The following is a 26,211-nucleotide window of genomic DNA, read 5'->3' as shown; positions in this document are numbered from 1 at the left end:
GGGAATACCTTATGACTGGTTGAGCTGGGCCTTGAGCAGGTCGCGGAAGGTCTGGATCAGCGGCTCACGGCCCCGGCCACGGCGCATGATCATGGAGAAGGGAGCCTGATAACCGAAGGTCGCCGGCAGCAACACCCGCAGGTCCCCCTTGTCGGCCCAGGCCTGGGCGTAGTGTTCCGGCAGGTAGCCGATGTAGGCACCGGACAGCACCAGGATCAACTGCGCCTCCATGCTCTCCACGGTCGCCGCACTGTGCTTGAAGCCGTGACGGGCCAGCTCGGCCTGGCTCCAGTAGCCGCGGCCCACCATGCGCTGCTGGGTGATGACCTGCTCGGGGATGCGCCGCTCGCTGTACAGCGGATGCCGGTTGCTGCAGTACAGCCAGTGCTGCTCGCGGTACAGCGGCATGTACACCAGGCCGCTCATGCGCGTGGAGAAGGCGCCGATGGCCAGGTCCAGGCGGTTGTCCTGCACCCCCAGTTGCAACTCGTGAGGACTCAGCACCGACAGGTGCAGATGCACCGCCGGATGCTCCTGACTGTAGGCGCCGATGGCCTCGGCGAACGGCAGGGCCTTGTCGCTGACGGTGGAGTCGATCACTCCCAGGTTCAGGGTGCCGCGCAACTCGCCCTTGAGGGCCGCCGCGTATTGCTCGAAGCCCTCCAGTTCCCCCAGCAAGCGCAGGGTTTCCTGGTGGAACAGCTCGCCCTTGCTGGTCAGGCTGAAACCGCCCCGGCCACGGTGACAGAGCACCAGTCCCAGGGAGGCTTCCAGCTGGCTCATGTAGGTGCTGATGGCCGAAGTCGAGAGATTGAGCTCGTGCTGGGCATTGGCGAACCCCTGATGGCGCACCACGCTGACGAAGATGCGCAATAGTTTCAGATCAGGTAAAGCGTTGGCCATGACAGGCTCCGATAACAGGCAAAACGACCACTTCCCTGTAACAAGTGCGCGTGCTCGTGCCGCGCGATGAAGCAGACCCGATGCCATCCATGCCCACGTTCAATCGCCCCCCGTCACCCGGATAACGCTGCTTGCACCAGCGGACGGGGGCAGGCTGCCACGCTTCGCAGGGCGTTGGCAGCAGCGCGAGAGTCTAGCGCGGCCCTGGTCATTAGTTTAGAAAAATCTGAACTAAGTATTTGTCCGTAGCGATTCTTTCCCCGAACTACATTTCGCAGAATCGGCCCACTCGGTTGATCGGGCGGCACCTGCTGCGCCCTCAACCTCATAAATATAAAACAACGATGAGGCCTATCCCGTGGACAAGATTCTCCACCAACCACTGGGCGGCAACGAAATGCCGCGCTTCGGCGGCATCGCCACCATGATGCGTCTTCCCCATCTGCAAACCGCTGCCGGCCTGGACGCGGCCTTCGTCGGCGTGCCCCTGGACATCGGCACCTCGCTGCGTGCCGGCACCCGGTTCGGCCCGCGGGAAATCCGCGCCGAATCGGTGATGATCCGCCCCTACAACATGGCCACCGGTGCCGCCCCGTTCGACTCCCTGTCGGTGGCCGACATCGGCGATGTGGCGATCAACACCTTCAACCTGCTGGACGCGGTACGCATCATCGAAGAGGCCTACGACGGCATCCTCGAACACAACGTGATTCCCCTGACCCTGGGCGGCGACCACACCATCACCCTGCCGATCCTGCGGGCCATCCACAAGAAACACGGCAAGGTCGGGCTGGTGCACATCGATGCCCATGCCGACGTCAACGACCACATGTTCGGCGAGAAGATCGCCCACGGCACCACCTTCCGCCGCGCCGTGGAAGAAGGCCTGCTGGACTGCGACCGGGTAGTGCAGATTGGTCTGCGTGCCCAGGGCTATACCGCCGAAGACTTCAACTGGAGCCGCAAACAGGGTTTCCGTGTGGTCCAGGCCGAAGAGTGCTGGCACAAATCCCTGGAACCTCTGATGGCCGAGGTCCGTGAAAAGGTCGGCAACGGCCCGGTGTACCTGAGCTTCGACATCGACGGCATCGACCCGGCCTGGGCACCGGGCACCGGGACTCCGGAAATCGGCGGCCTGACCACCATCCAGGCCATCGAGATCGTCCGTGGCTGCCAGGGCCTGGACCTGGTGGGCTGCGACCTGGTGGAGGTTTCGCCGCCTTACGACACCACCGGCAACACCTCGCTCCTGGGCGCCAACCTGCTGTACGAAATGCTCTGCGTACTGCCCGGCGTGGCCCACCGCTGAATCCCGGCCCTGGGAGGGCTGGTGCCGCGCTCAAGCACGAGCGCGGCCATGGATCCGTCATGCAAAGGAGCGCAACACCTTAGCCAACGTGATCGGAGCAGATCATGAATAACAATAAAGAAAACAGCCTTAACCACATGAACAACGGGGACGCGCAGATCCCCGCCCCGCGATGCAGCACCCTGTACGACCTCTCTCGAAACAGGCCGCCCTTGGCCTGAACTGCCCAGCAACCGCAATTCTTGCGATAGACCGGTCGCCACCGGTCGAACGGTTGGCCGTGCGCATCCGCAGGTGGCGACAACAATAAAAATTTGCTTTTGAGGACCCGAACATGGGCTTGGATATTCTCGTAGTACTGATTTATGCCGCTGGCATGATCACCCTGGGCTGGTACGGCATGCGCCGGGCCAAGACCCGTGACGACTATCTGGTAGCCGGCCGCAACCTCGGGCCGGGCTTTTACCTGGGGACCATGGCGGCCACCGTACTGGGCGGCGCCTCGACCATCGGCACCGTGCGCCTGGGCTACGTCCATGGCATTTCCGGCTTCTGGCTCTGTGGCGCCATCGGCCTGGGCATCGTCGGGCTCAGCCTGTTCCTGGCCAAACCCTTGCTGAAACTGAAGATCTATACCGTCACCCAAGTGCTGGAGCGCCGCTACAACCCCGCGGCACGCCATGCCAGCGGACTGATCATGCTGGTCTACGCCCTGATGATCGGGGCCACCTCGACCATTGCCATAGGCACCGTGATGCAAGTGCTGTTCGGCTTGCCGTTCTGGGTCTCGATCCTGGTGGGCGGTGGCGTGGTGGTGCTCTATTCGACCATCGGCGGCATGTGGTCGCTGACCCTGACTGACATCGTGCAGTTCCTGATCATGACCATCGGCCTGGTGTTCCTGCTGATGCCGCTGTCCATCGTCGACGCCGGCGGCTGGGACAGCCTGGTGGCCAAGTTGCCGGCCAGCTATTTCGACTTCACCGCCATCGGCTGGGACACCATCCTCACCTACTTCCTGATCTACTTCTTCGGCATCTTCATCGGCCAGGACATCTGGCAGCGGGTATTCACCGCCCGCAGTGAAGGCGTCGCGAAAATCGCCGGAACCGCGGCCGGCCTCTACTGCGTGCTCTACGGACTGGCCGGCGCCTTGATCGGCATGGCCGCCAAGGTGCTGCTGCCGGACCTGGACAACGTCAACAACGCCTTCGCCAGCATCGTCCAGACCAGCCTGCCCAACGGCATCCGCGGCCTGGTCATAGCCGCCGCACTGGCTGCGCTGATGTCCACCGCCAGCGCCGGCCTGCTGGCCGCTTCCACCACCGTGACCCAGGATCTGCTGCCACGCCTGCGCGGTGGTCGCCAGAGTGGCAACGGCGACGTTCACGAGAACCGTATCGCGACCCTGCTGCTGGGCATCGTGGTGCTGGGCATCGCCCTGGTGGTCAGTGACGTGATCAGCGCCCTGACCCTGGCCTACAACCTGCTGGTGGGCGGCATGCTGATTCCGCTGATCGGGGCCATCTACTGGAAACGCGCCACCACCGCCGGAGCCATTACCAGCATGTCCCTGGGGTTCATCACGGCCCTGTTCTTCATGTTCAAGGACGGCCTGGACGCCAACACCCCGATCTACTACAGCCTGGCCGTGGGCCTGGTGAGTTTCGTGGTGGTGAGCCTGCTCTCTCGGCGCCCGGCGCCGCTGGCCAACGCGATCTGACCTGACGTCGGACGCCTGAAGCTTTTCTTCGACGGGTGCGGCGTCGGTGGCCGCACCCGTTTTTTTTCGCCCACAAAAAAGTGCCCGGGCGCCGGGCGGGCAAAGCGGTTGAATGCTGCAGGAGCCAGGCAGAAGAGCGGGACTATAGAGGGTTGCACGAACACCCCGGGATCAGGCCCAGCGTCTCGTGGTGGGAAAAACCAGGCGCGAGACGGAGTCTGCACTCCGCACTCGCGGCAAGCTCAACGGCGACGTTGCTGACGGCGCCGCAGCTCTTCGTCGGTAGGAATCGGCACCGGTTGCAGCGGTGGCTCGATCAGGCCCAAAGCGACGCCAAGGTCGTGAAGCCAGCTTTGCAGTTTGTCTTTCATAGTGCCCCCTCAGGGTCGTGCCGAGCGGCGGTACTGCGCCGCCTCAAGCAGATAATAGTCCTAACTTTTCCTGCGCGCTGCCTCGCAATCGCAATGAACTGTTACTGGATTGAGACGAATCGGCCAAGGCTATTCAGCCATTGGCCCGCAGCACCGGCACCTGATGCCCGAAGGCACCCTGCTGCAGTTCGATCCAGGCATTGAGGTTGGCCCCCAGCATGCCCTTGCGCCACATCAGCCAGGTGGTGGTGTGGGCGAACGGCTCGGCCAGAGCATGCACCGCGACACTTTCCCGCCCCGGCAGGCTGTCGAGCATCGACTGGGCCATCAGCGCCACCCCGGAACCGGCAATCACGCAGGCCAGCATGCCCTGATAGGACTCGATCTCCATGGCCCGCCCCATGGCTGCGTGATAGTGGGCAAACCAGGACTCCAGGCGCATGCGATAGGAACAGCCCTGACGAAAGGTGAACACCGCCCGGCCCTCCACATCCCGGGCAGTGCGCACCGGAGGGTGATCGGCCTCACTGATCAGTACCAGGGTTTCGTCGCACAACGGCACGCCATCCAGCCCCGCCAGTTCCAGGGGACCATCCACCAGGGCGGCGTCCAGGCGTCCGGTGAGCAAGCCTTCCAGCAACTCGCCGCTGGGCCCGGACTGCACCTGCAGATTCACCGCCGGGTAGGTGCGGTGGTAGCGCGCCAGCAGCGCCGGCAGATGAATGGCCGCGGTGCTGTACATGGTGCCGAGGACGAAATCCCCGGCCGGCTGACCGCCTTGCACCGCGGCATGAGCTTCGTCGTGCAGGGCGAACAACCGCGCGGCGTAATCGAGCAGGACCTTGCCCGCCGGTGACAGTTGCAAGCGCTGGCGCTCACGCAGAAACAGCTCGACGCCCAGTTGTTCCTCCAGTTGCCGGAGCCGGGTCGAGAGATTCGACGGCACCCGGTGCAGGCGCTCGGCGGCCCGGGTGATGGAACCTTCCTCGGCCACAGCCTGGAAAATACGCAGCTGGCTGAACTCCATGACATTCTCCAAAACTGAACAGGTTTCTCACTATTATTCATTTTTAATGAAAGTCAATCCGCCCTAGCCTGACGGTCATTGTCCTTGCCGATGGAAGACCACCATGTCCCCCCTGCTGCGCCTGCTTGCCAGTTTCATTGCCCTGATGATGGCCATGGGTATTGGCCGCTTCGCCCTGACGCCACAGTTGCCGCACCTGATCAGCGAAGGCCAGGTCGACCTGACCGCCGCCGGACTGATCGCCGCCGCCAACTACCTGGGCTATTTCATCGGCGCTCTGGACGCCATGTTCGCCCGGCAGCCGGGCCAGATGCGGGCCCGCCTGCTGGGTGGGCTGTGGTTATGTGTGTTGCTGACCCTGGCTTCGTTCTGGGCTCGGGGTTTCTGGCCGCACCTGGCGCTGCGCTTCGGCACCGGCCTGGCCAGTGCCTGGGTGCTGGTGATGATCACGGCCCTGAGCCAGCCCCTGGCCCTGGCGGCAGGCCGGCCCCGCCTGGGAGCCCTGGTGTTCGCCGGCCCGGGGCTGGGGATCATGCTCACCGGCCTGCTGGCCCTGGGCGCCAATCGGCTGGGACAAAGCTCCGCCAACCTGTGGCTGCTGTATGGCGCCGTGGCCTTGCTGATGCTGCTGGTGATCCTGCCGATCCTGCCCCGGACCTCCAGCAGCCAGCGGCTCACCCCCCAGCCGACCGCGGAAAATGAGCAAAGCGTGGGCCGCCTGGGGCTGGTCTATGGCCTGTACGGCGTGGGCTACATCATTCCCGCGACCTTTCTCTCGCAGATGGCCAGCGCGCGCTTTCACGGCCAGTGGCAAGCCGATCTGTTCTGGCCCGGCTTCGGCCTGGCCGCCGCCCTGGGAGTCGCCCTGGTCAGCCTGCGCCGACAACGCCAGGACAACACTCGGCACTGGCTGATGGCGACCCTGTGGCTGCAGGCGGCGGGAGTCTTTGCTTGCCTGCTGGGCAGTGGCCTGGGCCTGGTGCTGGGAGTGCTGCTGTGTGGCACGCCGTTCCTGGCCTGCATGCAACTGGTCATGCAGCGCTCACGGGAACTGGCACCAGAGTCGGCCCAGCGCAATGCCGGGTTGCTCACCGCCTGCTTCGCCATGGGCCAGTTGAGCGGTCCATTGCTGGCGGCCCTGAGCAGTCATTTCAGTGGCAATCTGCAGCCGGCGCTGGTGGTCGCAGGCTGCGGCTTGCTGCTCGGCGCCAGCCTGCTCTGGCAACCGCGGTCCGCGACACAGCGCTGCCCGCTGGCGTCCTAGACAGCGGCTTACAGCAAGCGCTTGATCCGCCGACGCAACCATTGCTCGGCGCTGACAAAAGTGATGCCCAGCAGCACCAGCATGGCGCCGAGCACAAAGTTGAGACTCAATGGCTCACCCAGCAACAGCACGCCGAAGGTCACGCCGAACATCGGCGTCATGAAGGAAAACACCGCCAGGTTTGCCGCCAGATAGCGACGCAACAGCCAGAACCAGGTCAGGTAGCTGAAAAACGACACCACCAGCCCCTGGAACAGCACGCTGGCCACCGCCACCGGGGTCAGACTGACGTGGGTCACCTGACCGCTGAGCACGGCAATCAACAACAGGCCGACAAATCCGACGATCAACTGATAGAACAGGGTCAGGGTGGCAGGCGCCTCCGACAGCCGTGAAGCCCGCACCACCACCGTGGTCGCCCCCCAGGCCAGCCCCGCCAGCAATCCCAGCAGGTCGCCCAGGAGCATGCGCCGGTCCAGGTTGTCGAGGGAGATGCCACCGGCAAAGGCAATGCTGATGCCAATGAATGCGAGAACGATCCCCAGCCATTGCAAGGGCCGCAAACGCTCACTGGGCAGCAGCCAATTGACCCCCAGGGCGGTGAAGATCGGCGCGGTATAAAGAAACACCGACATGTGCGCGGCGCTGGTGAGCTTCAGGCCCTCGGCAATGAACAAAAACTCCAGGCCGAACAGGGCGCCGGCCAATAGACCGGCGCGCCAGGTGCCGGGAATCTGCGACCAGCCGCCCTTCCAGCACATCAACAGGGCCACCAGCAGCGCCGAAATCCCGGAACGGGCGGCCGCCTGCATCACCGGAGCAATGTCCGCCGCCGCCCACTTGATCATGACCTGCTGCACGCCCCAGATCAGGCACAACCCCAGCATCACTTGCAGGGCAAAGCCATCGGCGTTGCGCCGTTCGATGCTCACCACAGTGCCTCACAGTGTTTGAATGACATGACACCTACCCAAGATAAAAAAGTTACACCCCAGCGGGCTGAACAGCGGCGCAAAACCCAGTGGCAAACCCGCTCAGACTTGCGGCCCGCGTCCAGCACCAGGTGCCCAACGGCAGGCACAGAAGACGCCGAAACCACTGGCCAGGGCACTGACCAGCATGCCCCAGGCCATATCCAGCAGCGCCAGGGCGGCCGGCCAGGCCTGCAAGGTCGCCCAGTTGCTCAGATCATAAGTGCCGTAGGACACCAGCCCGAGCAGTGCCCCCAGGCGCGCAGCCCGACGCCAGCCACCCTGTTGCAGGGCGGGGCGTACCGCGAACAGCAGGCAACCAGTCACGTAGAGGAGGTAGAACAGAGCCGCCGGCAAGAGCCGTGGCTGTTCCAGCAGCAGCGAGCCCAGCTGGGCGCGGTAGGTGGGGCCCATCATCAGCCCCAGCCAAAGCGCGTCGAGCAGCAGGAACGCCAGCAGGGTGGCGAGCCAGGCGACCAGAGTGGTTTTCATGAGACTCGCCTGCAGCGTGAAGTGAGTGTCAGCTTAGCTCGATGCGATCTGCGTGGATGACAATCTGGCCCTGCTTATAAAGTGCACCGATGGCCTTCTTGAAGTTGCCCTTGCTGACCCCGAACAAACTGCTGATCAATGCCGGATCGCTCTTGTCGCTGACCGCCAGGGAACCATTGTTCTCCCGCAACTTGGCAAGGATCTTCGAGTTCAGACTGGTGGCCGCCTCTTCACCCACAGGTTGCAGGCTCAGGCTGATCTTGCCGTCGGCGCGGACTTCCTTGATGAAGCCTTTCTCTTGCATGCCAGAGCGCAGGAACTTGAACACCTCGTTCTTGTGAATCAGGCCCCAGTGCTTGTTATTGATGATGGCCTTGAAGCCCATGTCGGTGGACTCGGCCACCAGCAAGTCGACTTCCTGGCCCACCTTGTAGTTGGCGGGCGTCTTGTCCAGATAGCGGTCCAGGCGGGCCGTGGCGGTGATACGACGGGTGTGCTTGTCCAGGTAGACATGCACCACGCAGTATTCGCCGGCATTCATCTGGCGCTTTTCCTCGGAGTACGGCAGCAGCAGATCCTTGGGCAATCCCCAATCCAGAAATACCCCGATGCTGTTAACTTCGACAACTTTAAGACTGGCGAACTCGCCGACTTGAACTTTCGGCTTTTCAGTAGTTGCGATTAACTTGTCGGCACTGTCCAGATAAACAAAAACATTCAACCAGTCTTCATCTTCACTGGGAATATCCTTGGGAATATAACGATTGGGCAGCAAGATCTCGCCGTCCGCACCGCCATCCAGATACAAACCAAAGTTAGTGTGTTTTACCACTTGCAAACTGTTGTAGCGCCCGACTAAAGCCATTTCCAATACCCTCGTTACGTGGGCGGCATTCTACCTGTTTTCCACAGTGGCGTTGATGCTCCTGAGTCGCCCAGGGAAAAAATCCATGAACAGCCTTGATTTTTCCGGCCTTGGCGCCGATCAAGCGGCCACTCGTCAGGCAAAGGCGCACCTGCCCGAGCGGAATCCGCAGCGCCAAGACCGCCTCGCCCGCCAGTAGTCCTTATTTAAAACAGCCACTTAGGTAGATATCAGCGAGATCAACTTAGAAAAAAACACAAAAAGCCGCGCGTTATTCCAGAGGATATTTACCAAGCAATTGTCAAGTATTTCTGATAAGATGCCTGGCCAAATTAATTTTCCCGAAAGGTTAAATGGCCGACATGCGAGTAAAAGCCTCCAACAGCAAAGCAAAACCAGCTCCCGCCGTTGAAACCAGCGAATCGATCAACGAACAAATCGCAGCCTTCCTCAAGTCCGGCGGCGAAATCCAGCAAATTGCCAAAGGCGTCAGCGGCCAGACTTTCGGCCCGTCCAAGCAGATCAGCCTCGGTAAGAAGTAATTCCCCACGCTCTATCCTGGTCCCTTAGCGCTTTGCCCTCAAAGCGCTAGGACTGGCACCCCGCTCCCCGCCCAACGCCAGCAAAAATCGACGAACGGCCCTCATCCCCAGGCATTCGCCGGTATTCTTGCCGCCTTCCGGATAAATCGTTTCAGCCGACTTTCAGGTTGTCACTCCCCGCCGTTCAAGGAGTGCTGCATGCTCAAATCCGCCACACTGGCCCTCAGCCTGCTACTGGCCTGCCCCATCGCCCTGGGCCAGACAGTCCAGCGAGAACTGGGCGCCTTCGACCTCAAGCTGGGCACCAGCCCCAGCCGCAGCATGGCCCAGGGCCTGGTCAAACCCGCCTCCAGCGACTCCCTGCACGGCGGCCTCGACCTGAGCCACGACAGCGGCTGGTACTTCGGCCAATGGTCCCCCAGCATGGGCCTGAACCCCGCCAGCCCGCTTGAAGTGGACGCCTACCTGGGCTTCAAGCGGCCCTTCGACCAGACCCTGGGCTACGAACTGGGGATCATTCACTACAACTACCCGCAGCGGCGCACCCAGAACAGCCAGGAGTTCTACGGCGGCCTGAGCCTGCTGGGCAGCCGGTTTGGCGCCGCCCTCAGCAACGACCCGGCCATGCGCAACAGCACCCTGTTCGCCGACCTGGGCGGCAACTCGCCGTTCGGCATAGGCATCAGCGTCAAATACACCGCGTACCAGTTGACCAATGCTGTCGCCGTGGCCAACGGCAGTGAAGTGGCAGGCTTCAATGACTGGTCGATCAAATTCTCGCGGCCCTGGCGGGGAATCGATCTGAAGCTGATCTACAGTGATTCAAGCCTGCGCGGTAGCGACTGCAGTGCCTACACCGGGCACAACCCACAGTGCGACGGCCTGCTCACCTTCAAGGCCGAACGGACGTTTTACTAAGCACGGGCCTCTGAACTGTCAGCGGCCCGGCGGGTTCAGATACAGCAACCCGCACTCGCAAGGACTCGCCCATGGCCCGCCGCTGGCACCTGCTCATCCCGCTGCTGATCTGCAGCCTGCTGCTCGGCGCCTGCAGCCGGGTCGGCCTGGCTTATCGCAACCTGGATGTGATCATCCCCTGGACCCTCAACGACTACCTGGACATGAACCGCGAGCAGAAGAGCTGGTTCAACCAGCGTCTGCAGAAGCACCTGAGCTGGCATTGCACCACCCAACTGCCAGGCTACCTGGACTGGCTTGATCGCCTGCAAGCCATGGTGCAGAGCAATCAGGTCAGTGACCAAGCCCTGCAACAGCGAACCCTGGAAGCCAAGCAAGCCATCGCCGAAACCGCGCGGCAGATCGTGCCCTCCGCGGTAGAGCTGCTACAGGGCCTGGACGACGGACAAGTCGCCGAGATGAACAACGCCTTTGCCAAGGACCAGCAGGAACATCGCGAGCAATACCTCAAGCCCTCCCTGGCGCAGCAGATCGAACAGCGCAGCCAGCGCATGAGCAAACGCCTGAAATCCTGGATCGGCCCCTTGAGTCCCAACCAGCAACGACGCATCGAGCAATGGTCGGCGTCCCTGGGCGAACAGAACCAGCAGTGGATCGCCAACCGCATCCACTGGCAGGCACAGTTCAGCGCCGCCGTGGCGCAACGGCAAAACAGCGATTTTCCACAACGCATCGAGCAACTGCTGGTGAACCGCGAGCAGTTATGGACAGAGGATTACCGCCAGGCCTATGCCCGCACCGAACAGGCCGCCCGCCACCTGCTGGTGGACCTGATGGCCACCAGCAGCCTTGAGCAGCGCCAGCGCCTGCTGAAGAAGATCGACGGCGTACGCCAGGATTTCGCGGAACTCAAATGCCTGCAGAACGCCCGCCAGGACCTGCCCTGAGCTAGGCGATCTGAGCCTTGGAGGCCAACTCGTCGAAAGTTTCCGGCGCCAGGGCATCGGCCTGCTCATCCAGCACCTGACGGGGATGCTCATGACCCGGAATACTGCTGTCGAGCAGGCACAGCAGGCTGGAGCCCCGGGGTGTCAGGATGAAATTCTCACCGTTGCCACCCTCTTCCTCAGGCCGAGTTTCGATAAACCCCCGGTCCAGAAGCAGCTTTTCGTACTCGGTAGCAGTGACTTTCAGATCATCCAGGTTACCGGTGGGCTCACCTTCCGCCGCCTTGGCCGCCGCATGCTGCTCGGCGTAAGGACGGGGAGTGAAACTGTGGCCGGCGCCGTTCTGCACTTCGTGCAACAGCCGTTCGATCAGATCCCAGTTGTAAGTGCTCATCCTGATTCAACCTCCAGACACAAGAATGAAATGCCGTTCATAGGTTGTGACCGGCAGGCTTTTCAGCCGTTCAGGAAATCCACCCAGGCCAGCGCCCCCCAAGCGGAAAACCGCTGGGCGGTTTGTCGATCTGCCCCGGAGTCAAACGACTAGCGTGTGTAAGACGCTTCGCCCACTGCCAGAGGAGAAATGTCATGCCCGTTACCGATCATCCCGTAGTCTCCCGGGAACAATGGCTACAAGCCCGCAAACAGCACCTGATCCACGAAAAGGCCTTTACCCGCCAGCGCGACCAACTCAGCGCCGAACGCCGGGCGCTGCCCTGGGTAAAAATCGACAAGCCCTATCAGTTTCAAGGCCCCAATGGCCCGCTAAACCTCGCGGACCTGTTTGGCGACCACAGCCAACTGCTGGTCTACCACTTCATGTTCGGCGCCGGCTGGAAAGAGGGCTGCAAGGGCTGCTCGTTCCTGGCGGACCACTTCGATGGCGCCAACCTGCATCTGGCCCACCACGATGTGGCGCTGGTGGCGGTATCCCACGCGCCCTACGGCCAATTCCAAGCCTTTCGCCAACGCATGGGCTGGCATTTCGACTGGTACTCCAGCGCCGGCGGCGACTTCAACCAAGACTTTGGCGTGAGCCTCAGCGACGAGCAACTGGCCCAGGGAACCGCCAGCTACAACTACGAACAGGTCAGTGGCGACGAGCGGGAGCTACCCGGCCTAAGCGTGTTCTATCGCAACCCGCAAGGTGAAATTTTCCACACATATTCCACCTATGCCCGCGGGCTGGACCTGTTACTGGGGGCCTACAACTTCCTCGACCTGACGCCCAAGGGGCGCAACGAAGAACAGATCATGGACTGGGTTCGGCACCACGACCGTTACCAGAAAACACCCCGGAGCAAGGGCAGCAGTTGCTGCTGTGACAACTGACAGCCTGTTCGCCGACAGAAACCTCCCGTAGGAGCCGGCTTGCCGGCGAATCGCACACACAAATGGCACAAATCTGCGGCAGACTACGACGACCCTCACAGCCAACTAATCTGAAGACATGAGCGCCGCCTACCACAGCCTCCACGAATACACCCTGCGCATGAACCGGGTGCTGGAGTACATCGACCAACACCTGGACCAGCCCCTGGAGCTGACGGACCTGGCGCGGGTGGCACATTTTTCGCCCTACCACTTCCACCGCCTGTTCAGCGCGTGGGTCGGCGAGCCCCTGGGCGCCTACCTGCGTCGCCGGCGCCTGGCCTGCGGCGCCTACCTCATGGCCAGTCGCCCCGCAGCCTCGATCCTGGAAATCGCGCTGGAAGTCGGCTTCGGCTCCGGCGAAGCCTTCTCCCGAGCCTTCAAGCAACACTTCTCGGTCTCCCCCAGCACCTGGCGCGACACCGAACCGAAACGCTGGCACCGCCGCCTCGACGACATCCGAGAACGGCGCCTGCGTGAATTGAGCAATCCTGATCAGACCCACATTCCCGCCTTCGACGATCCTGACGCCTTCATTCACCTGAAGGAAACAGCGATGAACGTCACCCTGCAGCAGCTGCCCGCCACCCGCGTGGCTTACCTGCGCTACATCGGTGCCTACGGCCCGGGCATTGGGGTTTTCTGGCGCGAAACCGTCATGCCATGGATGCTCGAACACCGATTGTTCAACCGCGTGCGCTACGGCATCGGCCACGACGACCCGGACCTCACCCCGGCCGAAAAATGCCGCTACGACGCCTGCGTCGAAGTGCACGAAGACTTCAAGGCCGGCCCTCCCGCCGTGATCACCACCTTGCCCGGCGGCCTGTACGCCGTAGCGGCCTACCGCGGCCTTGGCCCGGACATCGGCGATGCCTGGATCGAACTGTGCCGCGACTGGCTGCCCAAGAGCGGCATGCAGTTCGACCCGCGCCCGGCGTTCGAACGCTATCCGGCGGATGCGTACTACGACATCAAGACCGGGGAGCTGGAGTGTGAGATTTGTATTCCGGTGAGGGCGCTATAAGCCAAAAGGCCGACTGATACATCCATACCCCATGTAGGAGCGAGCTTGCTCGCGCCTACCATCCAGCCACACACCTACTCAGCGCGAAGGAATGGCCTTGATATCACTGACAATGAACTTCGGCAGAGCGCGAATGTAGAAGTTCTCCACATCCGAATTACCGCTGTTGGTGATCGCCCCCAACATGGTCTTCATATTGCGCAACTGGCCCATGGCTCCGGCAGGCTGCAAACCGTTGCGCTCCTGAGCGAAATGCAACACCTCGGCGCCGTCGCGCTTGACCTGGACCTTGTAGCCGAAATCGACACTGGCCAGGATCGTATTGTCATCGACGACCATCGACACCAGCCCACCCTTGGAATCACTGAGCCGGCGCTTGTACACCGCATTCACATCCAGCAGGTAGTCGGCGCTGTCCTTGCTGGCGGCGTAGCGATTGGCATTACCCAATTGCCGGATCAACTCCATGCCCAGCTGCTGACGCAGCTTGTCCTCGGGCAGAAAGCGCTCGCTCTCGCCCACCAGTTGCAGGTTGAAGGTGTCGATCCAGTAAGTGGCGGTGGCGGGAATCTGCACCGGTTTGGGCGAGATGTAATAGTCCGGGGTTGAAGCACAACCGGCGAGCAGAACAAAGCTGAACAGCAGAGACAAAAGACGCATAACAGATCTTCCTTGAGAGGGTTTTCAACAACGCACCGCCACCTGAAAACCAACTGTGGCATGGCGATAAGCGGCGGCATTGTAAGCCAGGAAAATCGTGGCGGACCGGCTCGAAAAGATACTCTAGGCAAATTAGGAATTGCCTTACGGCAGAAGCAGACGATCCAGTAGGAATGGGGCTTTAAGGACAGGGGGAGCGTTGGATATAGTCGAGGGGTCGTTGAAAGGACGACCGGGTTTGGCGACCTGATTTACAGAGTCCTCAGTCAAACTAAAGAGGCTCAATAAATGACGCGTTATCAAGCTATAACCGGCCACGACTGCAACATTCCCTCCCTGCTGATCGATACCCGAGCTCCCATAGACGTCCTGCACGATGCAGCGGCTTACCGCATTCGCGCTGTGACTCAACTACTGGAAAACTTTGCGATTTCTGATGACGCGCCCAAGGGCGCAGTGGTGCTTCAGGAGCTGTCGCTGGTGTGCAGCATTTTGCTGCGCGATGGGTGTGATTTGATGGATGTGGCAGGGCGACGGATGCAAGGGCAGCTATCCGCATAAGCAGACAGGGGCATTATAAATCCACCTCCTTTAGCCAACCGCTGCGGGCGCTCTGCCAGAGACGCCCGCACTTTCAACTCCGGTCTTCCGCATTCGTGGCAGCCTTACCTCGATTTCTCTTAATTTCCTTATCAGCACAGCCCCCTAACAAATCACCAACAACCTCAGCTTAAATTCTGCGTCGATATCGCCGCCATATGCACACATCAACATTTTCAAAAAACCACTTACAACATCACTATCCTTCATTAGCTCGCTCACGCCGATCCTCCTCAGGGTTAGTCGACAACATCAAATCCATCACTATCGCCTTTCTCAAAGCCAAACCTTCTACTCCCGTCAGCTTGAAAAATTATAAACCTATCATTAACCACATCAGCTTTATGAAGGTAGTCACCTACAGCAACTTCAGTTTCAAAATTCTCAGCAAGATATTTCGCAAACCCAGCCAGAACCTCGCCAAAAACTTCAAAGCAGCAATAGAATATAGCCAAAGTCCTAAAACCCACATCATTATATTCCAACCTGATTCCGATAGATTTTTCCTGCACAACTTCTGACAACTCCCAAAAAGCATCGACACTTAGAGCATTCAAATCCGAAAACCCAAAAAAACAGGTCAGCGCAACCGAAACCTCCCTTATATTGATTTCTTTTCTGATCGAGACTTCAAATATTGAAATATTCATTTTTCGCTAAAAAAATAGCCTATTAATTTTTGACGAGACACTTCATTCAACGCGGCATTTTCCATACAAAATCTAATAAAGCGCCAAAAGTTAAAGTAGTGCCACAGGAAATGTCACTGGCGTGCAGAATTCTGCTGTGCGGCGGGTATGATTTGATGGATTTTACAACAAGGTGAATACAGGAGCAGATACTTCAGCAAGCAAAAATCGCGGCTTGAAAGTCGCGATTTTTCTCTCGTGCTCTTCGACGCTCAGTTCGCGACAAGATAGTTACTCTTATTTTCAGAAGCAACCCCTCTTCCAGCCAGCACAGTATCATCAACATCAGTTTCTTGACACCAAATACCAGTCAAGAAACATATTCACATCTAATATCAGAAAAACCAAAGCCACTCACAACTTCCTTAAGTCTAAAAACATACTCAGTAAAATCCGGCACAGCGCCAAAAACACAAATTCTATTTATTGAAATAGACAACGATATACAATCCCGACTAATTAAGAACTCCCCTCCAAACCTACCATCAAAAACCATAGCAATACCAATCCTCCCGAATGGCGAATGAGAGTCGAGAAATTCCTTTAAGTTGAAATGCTCAGCATACTCTTTCTGCCAATCATAAGAGTCAATATCTGATGACAACAAAAATAGAACATCCCCTTCAAAATCAAAACTCCACCCAGAATCAAGTAGTGCCATCACTATATCTTTTGGACTACAAGACCGAGACAGACTTACATCTACAGATGCTTGGCTACCCATATTAATACTCCTTAAAAAATATCCCTTATGAACTCAGCCACTCCTTGGCATGCTGAGGAATCGGTATATTGGAATGGACTTCAAAAGAAGCGCCATTATCTTTAGCTATTCGAGCATGCGCGCCGACATCTGACTTAAACTTATCAAAACCTTTAGATCCGGCTTGAGCATGATCCTCCCAGTATCGGCCAGATTTAGCCTCGTACCATATAGAGTTATTCGCTCCATAAGCCCCGTCAAACTCTCGTCCTTTCGTCGAAAAGCTTGGTTTCCACCCAGTTCTTTATAAAGATATTTTTCAAAATCCTGTCCGATTAAACCTTTTGCAGCTCCATCTTCACTATACATCACCCCCGGATTCAGCTTGTGCTCCGGAGTCACATAGGCACCATCCTTCTGCACTCCATCCAGCTGAGTACCGCCGGTATGCGGCGTTGTAATAACTCCGCCCCCTTCAGCGTAGCCCCCGCTGGCGGGATTCAGTCCTGATGCATCAACAATCGGATTGACCAGCTTTCGGTTTTCATCAAGCAGGTGAATTGGAAACGCAGTGAGTGTTATCAACTCTCAAAGGCCGATCAAAATTTTTAGCTGCCTCTGCACCTCTTCCTTTGCAACACCACCTACTTTTTAGCGCTCTCAACAACCGAGTTGTCTGTGTGTCCGGGATTAGTTGACCATTACAGCGAGATGGATGTGATTTGATGAATATAACGATGAGGCGGATGCTGGAGCAGGTGCTCCAGCAAGCACAAAAGCGGCGTGAAAGTTGTCTTTTTTATCGCATTTTATCGAATATCGATCAATGACTTAATCATCCTCTTTGACGATAGAATGACCACTACAACCAAAACGCACTACCACACATAAATTTCGCGCACTTATTCCGCGCATCTTCAATCACTTCAAAACCACAACATAGCCTTTCAACTCTGCCTTTAGCCGCTCAAACAGATGCTCTCCTTCTTTATTAAACTCTGCCTCATCCTCCTCGCTAGAAAATCCAGAGTCAGGAGGATATTCCTCATCTAATGTATCATCATACTTAAGCGCCCATGACATTAGATCAGCTTTGAGCTCTTGTGAGATCGGCAACTTCTCAGGATCAACATTCCCAATAGAGTCTGGCGACAAACTCCACAGCGGGAAACTTTGATAATCAGGCATCAGTTTAATAATTTTCATTCCACCCTCAAAATTAGTTACACCCTTGAGAGCAACTTTACTTTTATGATCCGATATAGATACCATCGGCAGGTCCAGGCGAGCTAATAGGCCAGTTCATTTTTTTAGCCACCACAGCAGCAAGCCCTCTTATTTCCTCCCAGTGGACAGAGTCGTACAAAGAATTTTTAGTCCAAATCTGCGAATTAGACTCACCACTAATAGATAAAATCTTCTCATCTAGATTTTGAATTGCCAATAGCGCGCCTGATGACACCAGCTCTCTAAAAATCTCAAGACCTTCTAAGACATCTTCCCAAATTAATGCAAGCTCATCTGCAACATTAACAAAAGATGGAAATAAACGCACCTGCTCAGATGCTGGAATAGCCAAGGCTTGAATTATCCATTTTAATTTTGACAACATCAAACTAACCTCCAGAAAAAATCTTTGCCTTTTCCCCAGGATTCGGCTTATACGTTCAAGGCTCAACTATCTTTATAGTTCCCTCTGTTGTAGTAGAGACTTTATAATAAGTTCCTTCATGCCGACCTCCACCAAGATGAACTTGAACCTGCGAAATTTGGGGATGCCCTTTTACCTCCACAATTGGAGTCTTACTGAAACCACGAGTGAATTTAGAATGAGGCCTGTTTAAGCCAATCATCCCTCAGACCCGTTAAAATATTCAAAACATTGGAATAACTCAAAAATGGCACCAAAAGAGAAAACCCAAAAGACTCACATTCAATATCTATAGGAAGATCAAAATCCTCTCTTTCACTAGAGAAAAAACTTGCATTCAAATGACTTTTTATAGCAACAATTTCCTCAAAAAGAACCTTGCAAACCTCATCTTTCTTCGAAACAAAAAATCCATCTACACATATATCTAAAACGCCGCTCTCAAGTTTTACAGAACAAAGAATCTGCCTTGCATCTGCAACCTCATAAAAACGCCCTCGACCCGATCCATCTAGCTGCCTCATTCTTTTTTCAAGGGTACGACGAATCTTCACTTCTCAAGCCCTTTTAAGAACCCTTTTAACCCTTCTCGGGTAGTGGGGAAACTGAAGGAAAAATTTTGCTTAACATTATCCACACTACCCGTACCCAACATCGCTCCTCCCTCAGTTGCATAGCGACCTTTTAAAGTAATTCTCTCTGCCCCTTGAGATTGAGCATAGTTGAGCATCTGTTTCAACGGACCAACCAACTCAGTTGCACCATCTGGCCCATAACCAAAATATACCTTTGAAGTACCTACAGAAAAGTCGTTAAATATTATCTCACCATTACTCAATACTAACCTTAGGAGAATAGATTGTTCCTATACCATTCGCTGCATCAAAAGAAGCAGAGCCCAAATTTTTAGAGGTATTTTTTGAACTATCTGATTCACTATAACTATACATCACTCCCGGATTCAGCTTGTGCTACGAAGTCACATAGGCACCATCCCTCTGCACTCCATCCAGCTGAGTACCGCCGGTACGCGGCGTTTTAATAACTCCGCCGGTGTTTAGTCAAACACTCCGCACCTACTACTCTACTTATCAGGGATCAACTCCCTCAAGGAGCTACAAAAATCATCTACTGCTGAAAAATCAATACTAGCTTCAAATCCGAAATACACATTTGAAGAATCTTCATCCTTCCCTCCAAAATTAAACAAAAATCCGATCCAAAAGCACCCCTCCTCCAAGCTATCAGCTTCTCCCGCCATAAACCTTATTTGAAAATCATTTTCCAACGGCATAAAAACCAACGTCCCGTCAACCTTATCGGCGAGCACTGACAGTTTATGCCTATAAAAATACTCCACGAGTCTTTTTATATCGTCAAAGTTCAAACTGCAAAAAAGTCTATCCGGAAGACAACCTGAAAATTTCTTATTCCAATCACAGACAATATCAAAATCAAAAAAATAATTCTTAGCCCCTGTACTCTTGACAAGAAATCTCAGCACCCCTGCCTCGGATTCAAGTTCAATCCTCACGCTACTTCCTCACTTAAAAAGGAAAACTTTCCCAGCCTTGGTTTCGGGCCATCTTTTGAACATCAAACCTATCAAAATTACGCATACCCCCTTCATCTTCAACAACCAAATTATACTTTTTCTTACTACCAGCTCTTACCTCCCCCCTCCAAAAAACAACAGCCCCATCATTTCCATGAACTTATGCGATGCATTATCAACCACATCACCAGACCGATTAACATTATTTAAAACATGATATTGCAAGCTTTCAACCGAGCAATTCTTCAGTACAGGCACATCAGGAATGTCAGATGATTTAAATATCACTCCCGAACTCAGCTTTTTCTCCGCAGCCACAGCCGATAAAACTTAACCCCTCATACAAACTTAACTATCCCACCACAAAAAAAAAGAATCCAAAAAACAACGATCACATGAGTAAAAGCAAGCCCAAACACACCAACCATGAAGACCATATTACATATAAAAAAACAACACTAAATCCGAAAACCCAATACTATCTACCCTCCAAAATTATAGCCCCGCAAAAAAACTAGCTGGATCCACACAAAAAGCAAAAACGTTAGACTCCTTTATCTTTTCCACAACTAATGGCAATTTTGACTCAACAACCTCACCACTACCAAACAGCACCAAACTACAATCAAACTCAGCGACAAGAACTAAAATCCCCTCTAGCAGAGATAAAGACAACCTCCTCAAATCCAGACAACATAAAACATCATCCTCCCAAAACTCTACTCGATCACCATCCTCACAACCAAACCTTCTTGCCTCACTAGTCCACGACTCAATTTCCGGAAGCAAACGAGAAATCCCAGCCAACAACAACTCAATATTTCCTATTACCAATAGTTAGGAAAACCGCCTAAAATCTCTTCAGCGCCCCCCTTCCCACTATATTCAGGCAAGCGCGTCACCATTTCCCCACATACACTTACTATTCCCTCATCAGGAACCAAAGCAAATTTAAAGTACCAAACAGCGATCACATCCCTCATCTCCATTTAGGCTACAGATATCTCCTATTGTATTCAGCACGTCACTTCCTATAGATCTTTACGCAGCAGCCATAACAAAATAGTTATTTTAGGAAAATCCTCCAATCAAGTTTCCCCCTCCAAAAGGTCGTCCCCTTCAACATAGTCATACAGCTGGATCTGCGAAAAGTCGTCATCATTAACGAATAGTAAATCATGCCCTTCATGCTGCTGAAAAAAGGCCTGAATAATATCCCATGCATGCTTATCATTGAGCCAGGCCCTTTCCTTGTCAGAGTAAACCCCCTGAACAACTAATCGCCCCCCTTCCTTCGCCAGCTTCTTTCCTAAGTTCAATGAAATTCGGCAAGTTTTGCAGCACAAATAATAATACGTACCCATTTACTTCCCCCTCACAATCGGCATTTGAATAACTCCATGCTGTGTAATTGCAAAAACCTGCTCCAACTCAGGACGCTTCAGCACCACGTTATTTAAAGCTCTATCCATATATCCAGCGACCTGCTTAGATGACAAAATCAACGCACACACATGAATTAACACCACATCTGAAAAGCCATTAAGTTGCGAGTTACCGGCAACGACTGCAACACTCCCTCACTGCTGATCGACACCCAAGCTCCCACAGACGTCCTGCACGATGCAGCGGCGTATCGCATTCGCGCTGTGACTCAACTGCTGGAAAACTTCGCGACTTCTGATGACGCGCCCAAAGGTGCAGTGGTTCTGCAGGAACTGTCGCTGGTGTGCAGCATTTTGCTGCGAGACGGGTGTGATTTTATGGATGTAGCAGGGCGACGGATGCAAGGTCAGCTATCAGCATAAGCAAAAAGGGGCGGTATTAGAGCCGCCCCTTTAGTCTGGGACAGAGAGTTCCCTTTCATAAAGATCAAGAACACCTCCCTCGCAATCCGCGCCCCCCCAGAAATGCCATCATCCAAACAGAGCACCCATAGACTAAATCACCCCTAACAGCCTGAGATCAGAACTGAACTCCACTGCTTCTTCTTGTGGCAACCCTTCTAAAATACTAGGAAGATCATTATCTCTTAATATTTCCTCAATAACAGCCCGATGATAATCATAAACCTTTTCTGAAGATCGCCCCCCCCTAAGCACCAGAGCAACAACTTCCAACATCAAAATCTCAACAGGCTTATCAAAACTCCCTTCAAGCTCTGCATATGCATAACCAGCCTCGCTCTCTCCTTCTACCCACAAACTTTTATGACGAAGCTTCACCCTACAATAATTATAATAGAGAGCTAAAAAACAAGCCCTAACCTCACTATAAGTTACTCGATCTTCCATTACGGAATTCTCCTTGGAGGTCGGAGCATAACCCCCTGATTATCTATAAAATTAACAGTGATATTAGGATATCTTTCATTAAATTGTTCTCCCGCCCCCAGACAACTCACACACGCTGGCTTTTCTGTAAATATATTTACAGCCCCACTTACCGCCCTATTACCACCTAACTGATCGGCGATATTATCAAGAATTTTATATTCAGAGTCTGTCCCTCGATAAACCGGATCTCCTGCTTTATTGGGGACAATTTGAGCTACAAAATTCCCACTTCCCTCACCAATAAATCCTCTACCTGCGACAGAAACCCCACTATGTGCAGCCATCTGCCTCGATACTCCTGGGATATCTATATCAGCAACGGCAACGTTACCACCGCGTCTCAAGTCAGAGGGTAGTCCAGCTCGAGCATCCATAACTCTTTGTGCAAGGATGGCACTATCAATGATAGTTGCATCACCTTTTCCTGTCCCACCCTCACTATACATCACCCCCGGATTCAGCTTGTGCTCCGGAGTTACATAGGCACCATCCTTCTGCACTCCATCCAGCTGAGTACCGCCAGTATGAGGCGTAGTGATAACTCCACCCCCTTCAGCGTAGCCCCCGCTGGCGGGATTCCCTCCTGACGTATCAACAATCGGATTGACCAGCTTTCGGTTTTCATCATCAAGCAGATGAACTGGAAACGCAGTGAGGGTTATAAACTCCCAAAGACCGATCGAAATTTTTATCTGATTCTGCATCTCTTCCTTTACAAAACCACCTGCTTTTTTAGCGTTTTCAACAAGCGAGTTGGCTGTGTTACGCATCCGTTCTTGACTTTCAGCCGTGCTCGCTTGATAAAGCATTGCACCCGCCAGGGCAATCATCACCCCTGAAGTAGCGACCCCCTGGACATAGTTATTTGCGCCTGCGGGAGAATCGTTGAGGCGACCGATGAGCGCTGTCAGTTCAACTGACTTCTCAGGACTCTGACGGGCAATTTCTTGCATTCGAGCGAGAAGAAGCTTTTCCCCGTCAGCTTTTGGGTCTCCGAACTTCTGCTTGAGTCGAAACTCAATAGCCTCCGCACGTCTGTTCTCATCCTTACTGAAGGCTTTTAGATATTTTTCGGTTTCTACCAGGACTCTATTAATGTCTTCGGATGTGCCCTGAAGATTATCTGGCGACGCAATTAGAACGCCCATGCTGCCCAAGAGGAGGGCTAGCTTTACCATCGTCTCCCGGCTTTTTTCCCCATACAACTCAACACTCTTCTTCCACTGTTCATACGCCTTCTTCGGGCTCGCCACCGCCCCAAGGGAAGAACTGCTCGCATACAAATCCGTACGCGACTCCTCATCCTTGGTGATCTCATACGCCTTGTTCACATCCCGGTTCAGCCCGGCCGTTGAATCGGCCCCGGTCTCGGCATCCTTGCGCACCACGATCTCGCCTGCCCCGACGGTGGCGCGCACGATCTGCTCGCGGTCCTTCTGGTAGTCCCAGCCGCTGACGCTCCAGCCGGTTTCACCTTCCTTGCCTTTACCCACCTGGCTGCTGTCTTGTGTGGTGCCACTACCGGAGCTGTAGCTGGCGCCCACGAACAGATGATCGCTTGATGCTAAACGGTGTCCTTTAGGTGCTTTGTTCTGGCGCTGCCTGGTGCGACATACCCGAGCGTTTCGCCCCCTGGTCAACGGTTTATCAACGTTTTCGTGACTGGCGCAATCGGGGAGCGTTTGACCAGGTGCTCAAACGGCTTCACATCAAGCTCAACGAGCAAGGGTTAATTGACCTGGAAACCTGGATGATTGACTCCACGGCAGTACGCGCAACACGAGCCTCTTCTGGTGCCGGGAAAAAAGGGGGCCTGAAGAACCACAAGATCACGCGCTCGGACGCAGCCGGGGCGGCCTGACGACCAAGATTCACATACTGTGCGATGCGAATGGTGTGCCACTGAAATTTCTATTGTCGAGCGGACAAGCCAGCGACATCGCTTACGCTCAGCCTTTGCTCAATGAGGCCTATATACCCAGCTTGCGCGGTCGCCCCTACAAACGCTGCCGATGGTTGCTAGCGGATAAAGGCTATGACGCCGAAGCATTGCGTCACTACTGTGATCGGTATCGGATGCAACCGGTGATTCCTCTGTGCAGCATGAAGCGCAAACCCAAGCCGGGGCTGCCGAGACTGTTTGATCATCCCAAGTACAGACAGCGCAATATCATCGGGCGTATGTTTGGCTGGCCTAAGGAGAACCGTCGCATCGTTACGCGTTTCGACAAGCTCGCGAAAATTTATGTCGCGATGGTCTCGCTGGCCTTGGCCATGCTGTGATTACGGCATTACTTTTCGTATAGAGCCCAGCATAGAAGCCGATGTCTTTCGGTTCCCTCGGTGATACTCATTTCCCCACCACCACTGTTGCGATTTCTCGTTAAGGAGCGAATGCTCAAGTCCTTGTTTGCATCGGAGGTTGGTATCGATATCAACGCTCAGTCCGAAGCCGAGCTGTTTTATAAAACAACCAAAACAGAAACCATTTACACCCCTCCAATCTCAACTTAAAAACCCAAACCGCCAATCAGAAACCTCAACTTTGCAAACTAGGAAAAACCTCAACACCATTTTTAAAAATGGATAAAACGCTACCCTCCCACCCATATACAATTAGTCCACCATCGAAATACTCAACCTCAAAAACACCATCAGCCACGCCTCCCTCACCTATCACTTCCACCGACTGACCAGGTTCAAGTAAATATTCTTCCGCCCACGGCTCGACAATAAGCAAAATTGCTTTTTTTGTTCCGTTTTTACATATCATATTCATACAATCTCTACTCCCAATTATCCAAAATCTTCTGCATCAATTCCACTCGATTTTTCGCAGTAATATTATTTTTATTTCTAGAAAATTCATTCGCATAAAAATCTTTCCACTCCGAAGCCATACTACGTGTAAGCCCTTGTTTTTGCATTGATGCGACCTCAGCAACATTAATGGTTTCGAGGCGTTGTAGCGCACCCTCGGGCCTTGCTCCCCACCCGACTACATCCTTGCCAAATTGACTTTGTGTCATTCCCTCAGGAATCGAAGGACGCCCTAATTTAGGCACCTCTGGATTAGTTACTCCTTTAGGAGTAACTGTATCGCCCGACGCAAAATCTGTTGTCCACGCGCTCAACGCCAGACGCGGCGCGGCTTCCCAGCGGGTGACACCCAGACGATGCTCACTCGCCGCATAAAATGGCCCAGACGCGGTTTTTGGCTCCATCACTTGCGCGCCCAGAACCAACCAGGCCAGCAACAGCAGGCCCAGCCAGAGAACCGGGTTATGGCGACTCAAGGTTTTCATGGCCACCGAGCTTAGCGGCGTAGCCGCCGGGACGGCCAGGGGCCAACAAGCGCAGCGCGTTAGGCTCTGGCTCTTCGAGGCCTGACACGTTCTCGGACCGGTCAAGGCTGCGCCTGCGCACCCGTAGGGCTTGGTCTTGACCGCACCTCGGCCAGAACAAGCTGGGTCGTGGGGTCAGCCGACCGCAGGGCGGCTTACCTCATGACAACACGCTTTGGCTATTGATCTGCTTTTGATCGGCCTCTGCTCTGGCTTGGGGGAGCCCCTTGGGGCGGACGGGAGCCGGGCAGACGTTGCGGGGAACGAGCAGCGAAGCGCGAGCCCGCAACGGCTGACCGGCGGGGCGGGCGGGGTAATAAACGCTTTTAGCCAGCCGGTGGCGAAGCCGGGCGTAAATGCAATTGCTTTGGCGTTTGATCTTCCGGGGGCCTGACATAGCGTGGAAGCTCACGCCCCAGCGGCGACACCTTGAAGCGTCTGGCCGATGCCCTGGATGTCAGCAGCGATTACCTGCTGGAAGGCGCAAGCGATGACGCGGCCAAGGCTAAGTTCGAGGATCGGGAATTGTTGCGGCAGTTTCAGGAAGTCGAGCAATTGCCCGAGGAAGACAAGAAGGTGGTCAAGACGTTGCTCGATGCCTTCTTGATCAAAAAACATTTGCAGACGCTGACCCGTTAGCTCTGCAAAAAAGACGCAGGCCTTGAGTGCGCTAACACCCAAGGCCCGCTAACCAAAAGCAGCTAAAGAGGAGCTGAATCATGGCTAAGGCCGATCATACGTCACCCGACCCCATCACTGAACGCCGATTGAAAATCGCCGCCGATTTCTACCCGGCCAATGACAAAGACAATGACTACGCCCGACCCGTGCCCTGGATCAGGCTGCGGGGGTTGTGGTTACGGCAGGCGGGGTTTGAGGTGAATGAGAACGTTAAAGTTAGGGTGATGAAGGGGTGTTTGGCGATTACGGCGGAGTAAGAAAA

General features: G+C 55.2%; 33 protein-coding genes and 2 pseudogenes. 13 read left to right on the top strand and 22 right to left on the bottom strand.

From position 1 onward, the window contains the following. Positions 1-9: 9 nt before the first annotated feature. Positions 10-903, bottom strand: coding sequence for a LysR family transcriptional regulator (locus PST29_RS08060; protein ID WP_060838090.1), 894 nt, complete (start codon positions 901-903; stop codon positions 10-12). 358 nt (positions 904-1,261) lie between these two features. Here PST29_RS08060 and speB point away from each other — a divergent pair, with 358 nt between their 5' ends. Beyond that, entirely contained in the window at positions 1,262-2,212 is a 951-nt protein-coding gene (gene speB / locus PST29_RS08055; protein ID WP_060838089.1) for an agmatinase, read from the top strand. A 334-nt stretch (positions 2,213-2,546) separates the two neighbouring features. Then, positions 2,547-3,935 (top strand): sodium:solute symporter, encoded by a 1,389-nt coding sequence (locus PST29_RS08050; protein WP_060838088.1) that lies wholly within the window; start codon positions 2,547-2,549, stop codon positions 3,933-3,935. A gap of 242 nt (positions 3,936-4,177) precedes the next feature. On the opposite strand, the gene PST29_RS32500 is transcribed toward PST29_RS08050, so the two are convergent. Both PST29_RS32500 and ptrR read right to left on the bottom strand, forming a co-directional pair. After that, positions 4,178-4,306: a PA1414 family protein gene (locus PST29_RS32500; protein WP_011059908.1), complete on the bottom strand. Its 129-nt coding sequence runs from the start codon at positions 4,304-4,306 to the stop codon at positions 4,178-4,180. 133 nt (positions 4,307-4,439) lie between these two features. Further along, the gene (gene ptrR, locus PST29_RS08045) at positions 4,440-5,333 is read right to left on the bottom strand and encodes a putrescine utilization regulator PtrR (RefSeq protein ID WP_060842785.1); all 894 of its coding nucleotides are present in this window, start codon (positions 5,331-5,333) and stop codon (positions 4,440-4,442) included. A 103-nt stretch (positions 5,334-5,436) separates the two neighbouring features. On the opposite strand from ptrR, the gene PST29_RS08040 reads away from it, so the two are divergent. Continuing rightward, positions 5,437-6,597, top strand: coding sequence for an MFS transporter (locus PST29_RS08040; RefSeq protein ID WP_060842784.1), 1,161 nt, complete (start codon positions 5,437-5,439; stop codon positions 6,595-6,597). An 8-nt stretch (positions 6,598-6,605) separates the two neighbouring features. On the opposite strand, the gene PST29_RS08035 is transcribed toward PST29_RS08040, so the two are convergent. From PST29_RS08035 to PST29_RS08025, 3 genes are all read right to left on the bottom strand, one after another. Continuing rightward, positions 6,606-7,529 carry a DMT family transporter gene (locus PST29_RS08035; protein WP_060842783.1) on the bottom strand — a complete coding sequence of 308 codons (924 nt, stop codon included), beginning with the start codon at positions 7,527-7,529 and terminating at the stop codon, positions 6,606-6,608. A 102-nt stretch (positions 7,530-7,631) separates the two neighbouring features. Further along, positions 7,632-8,060, bottom strand: a complete 429-nt coding sequence (locus PST29_RS08030) for a DUF2177 family protein (protein ID WP_060842782.1) — start codon at positions 8,058-8,060, stop codon at positions 7,632-7,634. Positions 8,061-8,088: 28 nt separating this feature from the next. Further along, a complete protein-coding gene (locus tag PST29_RS08025) occupies positions 8,089-8,925 on the bottom strand; it encodes a CvfB family protein (protein ID WP_060838083.1) in 837 nt (278 codons plus the stop codon). Between the two features lie 353 nt (positions 8,926-9,278). On the opposite strand from PST29_RS08025, the gene PST29_RS08020 reads away from it, so the two are divergent. The 3 genes from PST29_RS08020 to PST29_RS08010 all read left to right on the top strand — a co-directional run bounded on the left by PST29_RS08020 (position 9,279) and on the right by PST29_RS08010 (position 11,332). Continuing rightward, positions 9,279-9,467: a hypothetical protein gene (locus PST29_RS08020; RefSeq protein WP_173664403.1), complete on the top strand. Its 189-nt coding sequence runs from the start codon at positions 9,279-9,281 to the stop codon at positions 9,465-9,467. 198 nt (positions 9,468-9,665) lie between these two features. Then, a complete protein-coding gene (locus PST29_RS08015; RefSeq protein ID WP_060838082.1) occupies positions 9,666-10,385 on the top strand; it encodes a TorF family putative porin in 720 nt (239 codons plus the stop codon). A gap of 71 nt (positions 10,386-10,456) precedes the next feature. Beyond that, the gene (locus tag PST29_RS08010) at positions 10,457-11,332 is read left to right on the top strand and encodes a DUF6279 family lipoprotein (protein ID WP_060842781.1); all 876 of its coding nucleotides are present in this window, start codon (positions 10,457-10,459) and stop codon (positions 11,330-11,332) included. Between the two features lies 1 nt (position 11,333). On the opposite strand, the gene PST29_RS08005 is transcribed toward PST29_RS08010, so the two are convergent. After that, positions 11,334-11,726, bottom strand: a complete 393-nt coding sequence (locus PST29_RS08005) for a hypothetical protein (protein ID WP_060838080.1) — start codon at positions 11,724-11,726, stop codon at positions 11,334-11,336. A 194-nt stretch (positions 11,727-11,920) separates the two neighbouring features. Here PST29_RS08005 and PST29_RS08000 point away from each other — a divergent pair, with 194 nt between their 5' ends. Further along, on the top strand, positions 11,921-12,664 hold the full coding sequence (locus tag PST29_RS08000) for a DUF899 domain-containing protein (protein WP_060842780.1): 744 nt from the start codon (positions 11,921-11,923) through the stop codon (positions 12,662-12,664). A 118-nt stretch (positions 12,665-12,782) separates the two neighbouring features. Further along, entirely contained in the window at positions 12,783-13,730 is a 948-nt protein-coding gene (locus PST29_RS07995) for an AraC family transcriptional regulator (RefSeq protein WP_060842779.1), read from the top strand. Positions 13,731-13,808: 78 nt separating this feature from the next. On the opposite strand, the gene PST29_RS07990 is transcribed toward PST29_RS07995, so the two are convergent. Beyond that, positions 13,809-14,390, bottom strand: a complete 582-nt coding sequence (locus tag PST29_RS07990) for a hypothetical protein (protein ID WP_060842778.1) — start codon at positions 14,388-14,390, stop codon at positions 13,809-13,811. 288 nt (positions 14,391-14,678) lie between these two features. Here PST29_RS07990 and PST29_RS07985 point away from each other — a divergent pair, with 288 nt between their 5' ends. Continuing rightward, positions 14,679-14,951 carry a hypothetical protein gene (locus tag PST29_RS07985; protein WP_060842777.1) on the top strand — a complete coding sequence of 91 codons (273 nt, stop codon included), beginning with the start codon at positions 14,679-14,681 and terminating at the stop codon, positions 14,949-14,951. A 278-nt stretch (positions 14,952-15,229) separates the two neighbouring features. On the opposite strand, the gene PST29_RS31640 is transcribed toward PST29_RS07985, so the two are convergent. From PST29_RS31640 to PST29_RS07965, 10 genes are all read right to left on the bottom strand, one after another. Next, on the bottom strand, positions 15,230-15,640 hold the full coding sequence (locus tag PST29_RS31640) for a hypothetical protein (protein ID WP_148659609.1): 411 nt from the start codon (positions 15,638-15,640) through the stop codon (positions 15,230-15,232). A gap of 349 nt (positions 15,641-15,989) precedes the next feature. After that, positions 15,990-16,403, bottom strand: coding sequence for a hypothetical protein (locus PST29_RS31635; protein WP_148659608.1), 414 nt, complete (start codon positions 16,401-16,403; stop codon positions 15,990-15,992). Between the two features lie 105 nt (positions 16,404-16,508). Further along, the gene (locus PST29_RS31630; RefSeq protein WP_148659607.1) at positions 16,509-16,967 is read right to left on the bottom strand and encodes a hypothetical protein; all 459 of its coding nucleotides are present in this window, start codon (positions 16,965-16,967) and stop codon (positions 16,509-16,511) included. A 336-nt stretch (positions 16,968-17,303) separates the two neighbouring features. Then, entirely contained in the window at positions 17,304-17,588 is a 285-nt protein-coding gene (locus tag PST29_RS07975; RefSeq protein WP_060842775.1) for a hypothetical protein, read from the bottom strand. Positions 17,589-17,631: 43 nt separating this feature from the next. Further along, positions 17,632-17,994 carry a hypothetical protein gene (locus tag PST29_RS31625; RefSeq protein WP_148659606.1) on the bottom strand — a complete coding sequence of 121 codons (363 nt, stop codon included), beginning with the start codon at positions 17,992-17,994 and terminating at the stop codon, positions 17,632-17,634. Between the two features lie 212 nt (positions 17,995-18,206). Then, positions 18,207-18,587, bottom strand: a complete 381-nt coding sequence (locus PST29_RS31620) for a hypothetical protein (RefSeq protein ID WP_148659605.1) — start codon at positions 18,585-18,587, stop codon at positions 18,207-18,209. After that, on the bottom strand, positions 18,584-18,871 hold the full coding sequence (locus PST29_RS31615) for a hypothetical protein (protein ID WP_148659604.1): 288 nt from the start codon (positions 18,869-18,871) through the stop codon (positions 18,584-18,586). Before PST29_RS31615 ends, PST29_RS31620 begins: the two co-directional genes overlap by 4 nt. Positions 18,872-19,117: 246 nt before the next feature. Continuing rightward, positions 19,118-19,567, bottom strand: a complete 450-nt coding sequence (locus tag PST29_RS07970; RefSeq protein WP_060842774.1) for a hypothetical protein — start codon at positions 19,565-19,567, stop codon at positions 19,118-19,120. A 516-nt stretch (positions 19,568-20,083) separates the two neighbouring features. Continuing rightward, positions 20,084-20,395: a hypothetical protein gene (locus tag PST29_RS31610; protein WP_148659603.1), complete on the bottom strand. Its 312-nt coding sequence runs from the start codon at positions 20,393-20,395 to the stop codon at positions 20,084-20,086. A gap of 281 nt (positions 20,396-20,676) precedes the next feature. Continuing rightward, positions 20,677-20,952: a hypothetical protein gene (locus PST29_RS07965; protein WP_060842773.1), complete on the bottom strand. Its 276-nt coding sequence runs from the start codon at positions 20,950-20,952 to the stop codon at positions 20,677-20,679. 183 nt (positions 20,953-21,135) lie between these two features. Between PST29_RS07965 and PST29_RS32375 the strand changes: the two genes are divergently transcribed. Next, positions 21,136-21,396: a hypothetical protein gene (locus PST29_RS32375; RefSeq protein WP_082729194.1), complete on the top strand. Its 261-nt coding sequence runs from the start codon at positions 21,136-21,138 to the stop codon at positions 21,394-21,396. A gap of 132 nt (positions 21,397-21,528) precedes the next feature. Here PST29_RS32375 and imm2 read toward each other — a convergent pair whose 3' ends face one another. Together imm2 and PST29_RS32370 are read right to left on the bottom strand one after the other, a co-directional pair. Further along, complete coding sequence (gene imm2, locus PST29_RS30785) at positions 21,529-21,882, bottom strand: Imm2 family immunity protein (protein WP_082729193.1); 354 nt, start codon at positions 21,880-21,882, stop codon at positions 21,529-21,531. Continuing rightward, positions 21,882-23,477: pseudogene (locus tag PST29_RS32370) on the bottom strand (deaminase domain-containing protein); the annotation flags it as partial. The pseudogene PST29_RS32370 and the gene imm2, both read right to left, overlap by 1 nt. Here PST29_RS32370 and PST29_RS30780 point away from each other — a divergent pair. Beyond that, positions 23,462-24,207: pseudogene (locus PST29_RS30780) on the top strand (IS5 family transposase); the annotation flags it as partial. The pseudogenes PST29_RS32370 and PST29_RS30780 overlap by 16 nt on opposite strands. Positions 24,208-24,463: 256 nt before the next feature. Here PST29_RS30780 and PST29_RS30775 read toward each other — a convergent pair. Both PST29_RS30775 and PST29_RS31595 read right to left on the bottom strand, forming a co-directional pair. Then, positions 24,464-24,703, bottom strand: a complete 240-nt coding sequence (locus tag PST29_RS30775; RefSeq protein ID WP_080962975.1) for a hypothetical protein — start codon at positions 24,701-24,703, stop codon at positions 24,464-24,466. Between the two features lie 7 nt (positions 24,704-24,710). Beyond that, complete coding sequence (locus PST29_RS31595) at positions 24,711-25,229, bottom strand: DUF4951 domain-containing protein (protein ID WP_148659602.1); 519 nt, start codon at positions 25,227-25,229, stop codon at positions 24,711-24,713. A 468-nt stretch (positions 25,230-25,697) separates the two neighbouring features. Between PST29_RS31595 and PST29_RS07945 the strand changes: the two genes are divergently transcribed. Together PST29_RS07945 and PST29_RS07940 are read left to right on the top strand one after the other, a co-directional pair. Beyond that, complete coding sequence (locus PST29_RS07945; protein ID WP_016968536.1) at positions 25,698-25,907, top strand: hypothetical protein; 210 nt, start codon at positions 25,698-25,700, stop codon at positions 25,905-25,907. Between the two features lie 80 nt (positions 25,908-25,987). Next, complete coding sequence (locus tag PST29_RS07940) at positions 25,988-26,206, top strand: SymE family type I addiction module toxin (RefSeq protein ID WP_060842771.1); 219 nt, start codon at positions 25,988-25,990, stop codon at positions 26,204-26,206. The last annotated feature ends 5 nt before the right edge of the window (positions 26,207-26,211 follow it).

It is taken from the genome of Pseudomonas sp. St29 (assembly GCF_001547915.1).
Taxonomy (GTDB): domain Bacteria; phylum Pseudomonadota; class Gammaproteobacteria; order Pseudomonadales; family Pseudomonadaceae; genus Aquipseudomonas.
This window is presented reverse-complemented; position numbering and strand designations above follow the sequence as displayed.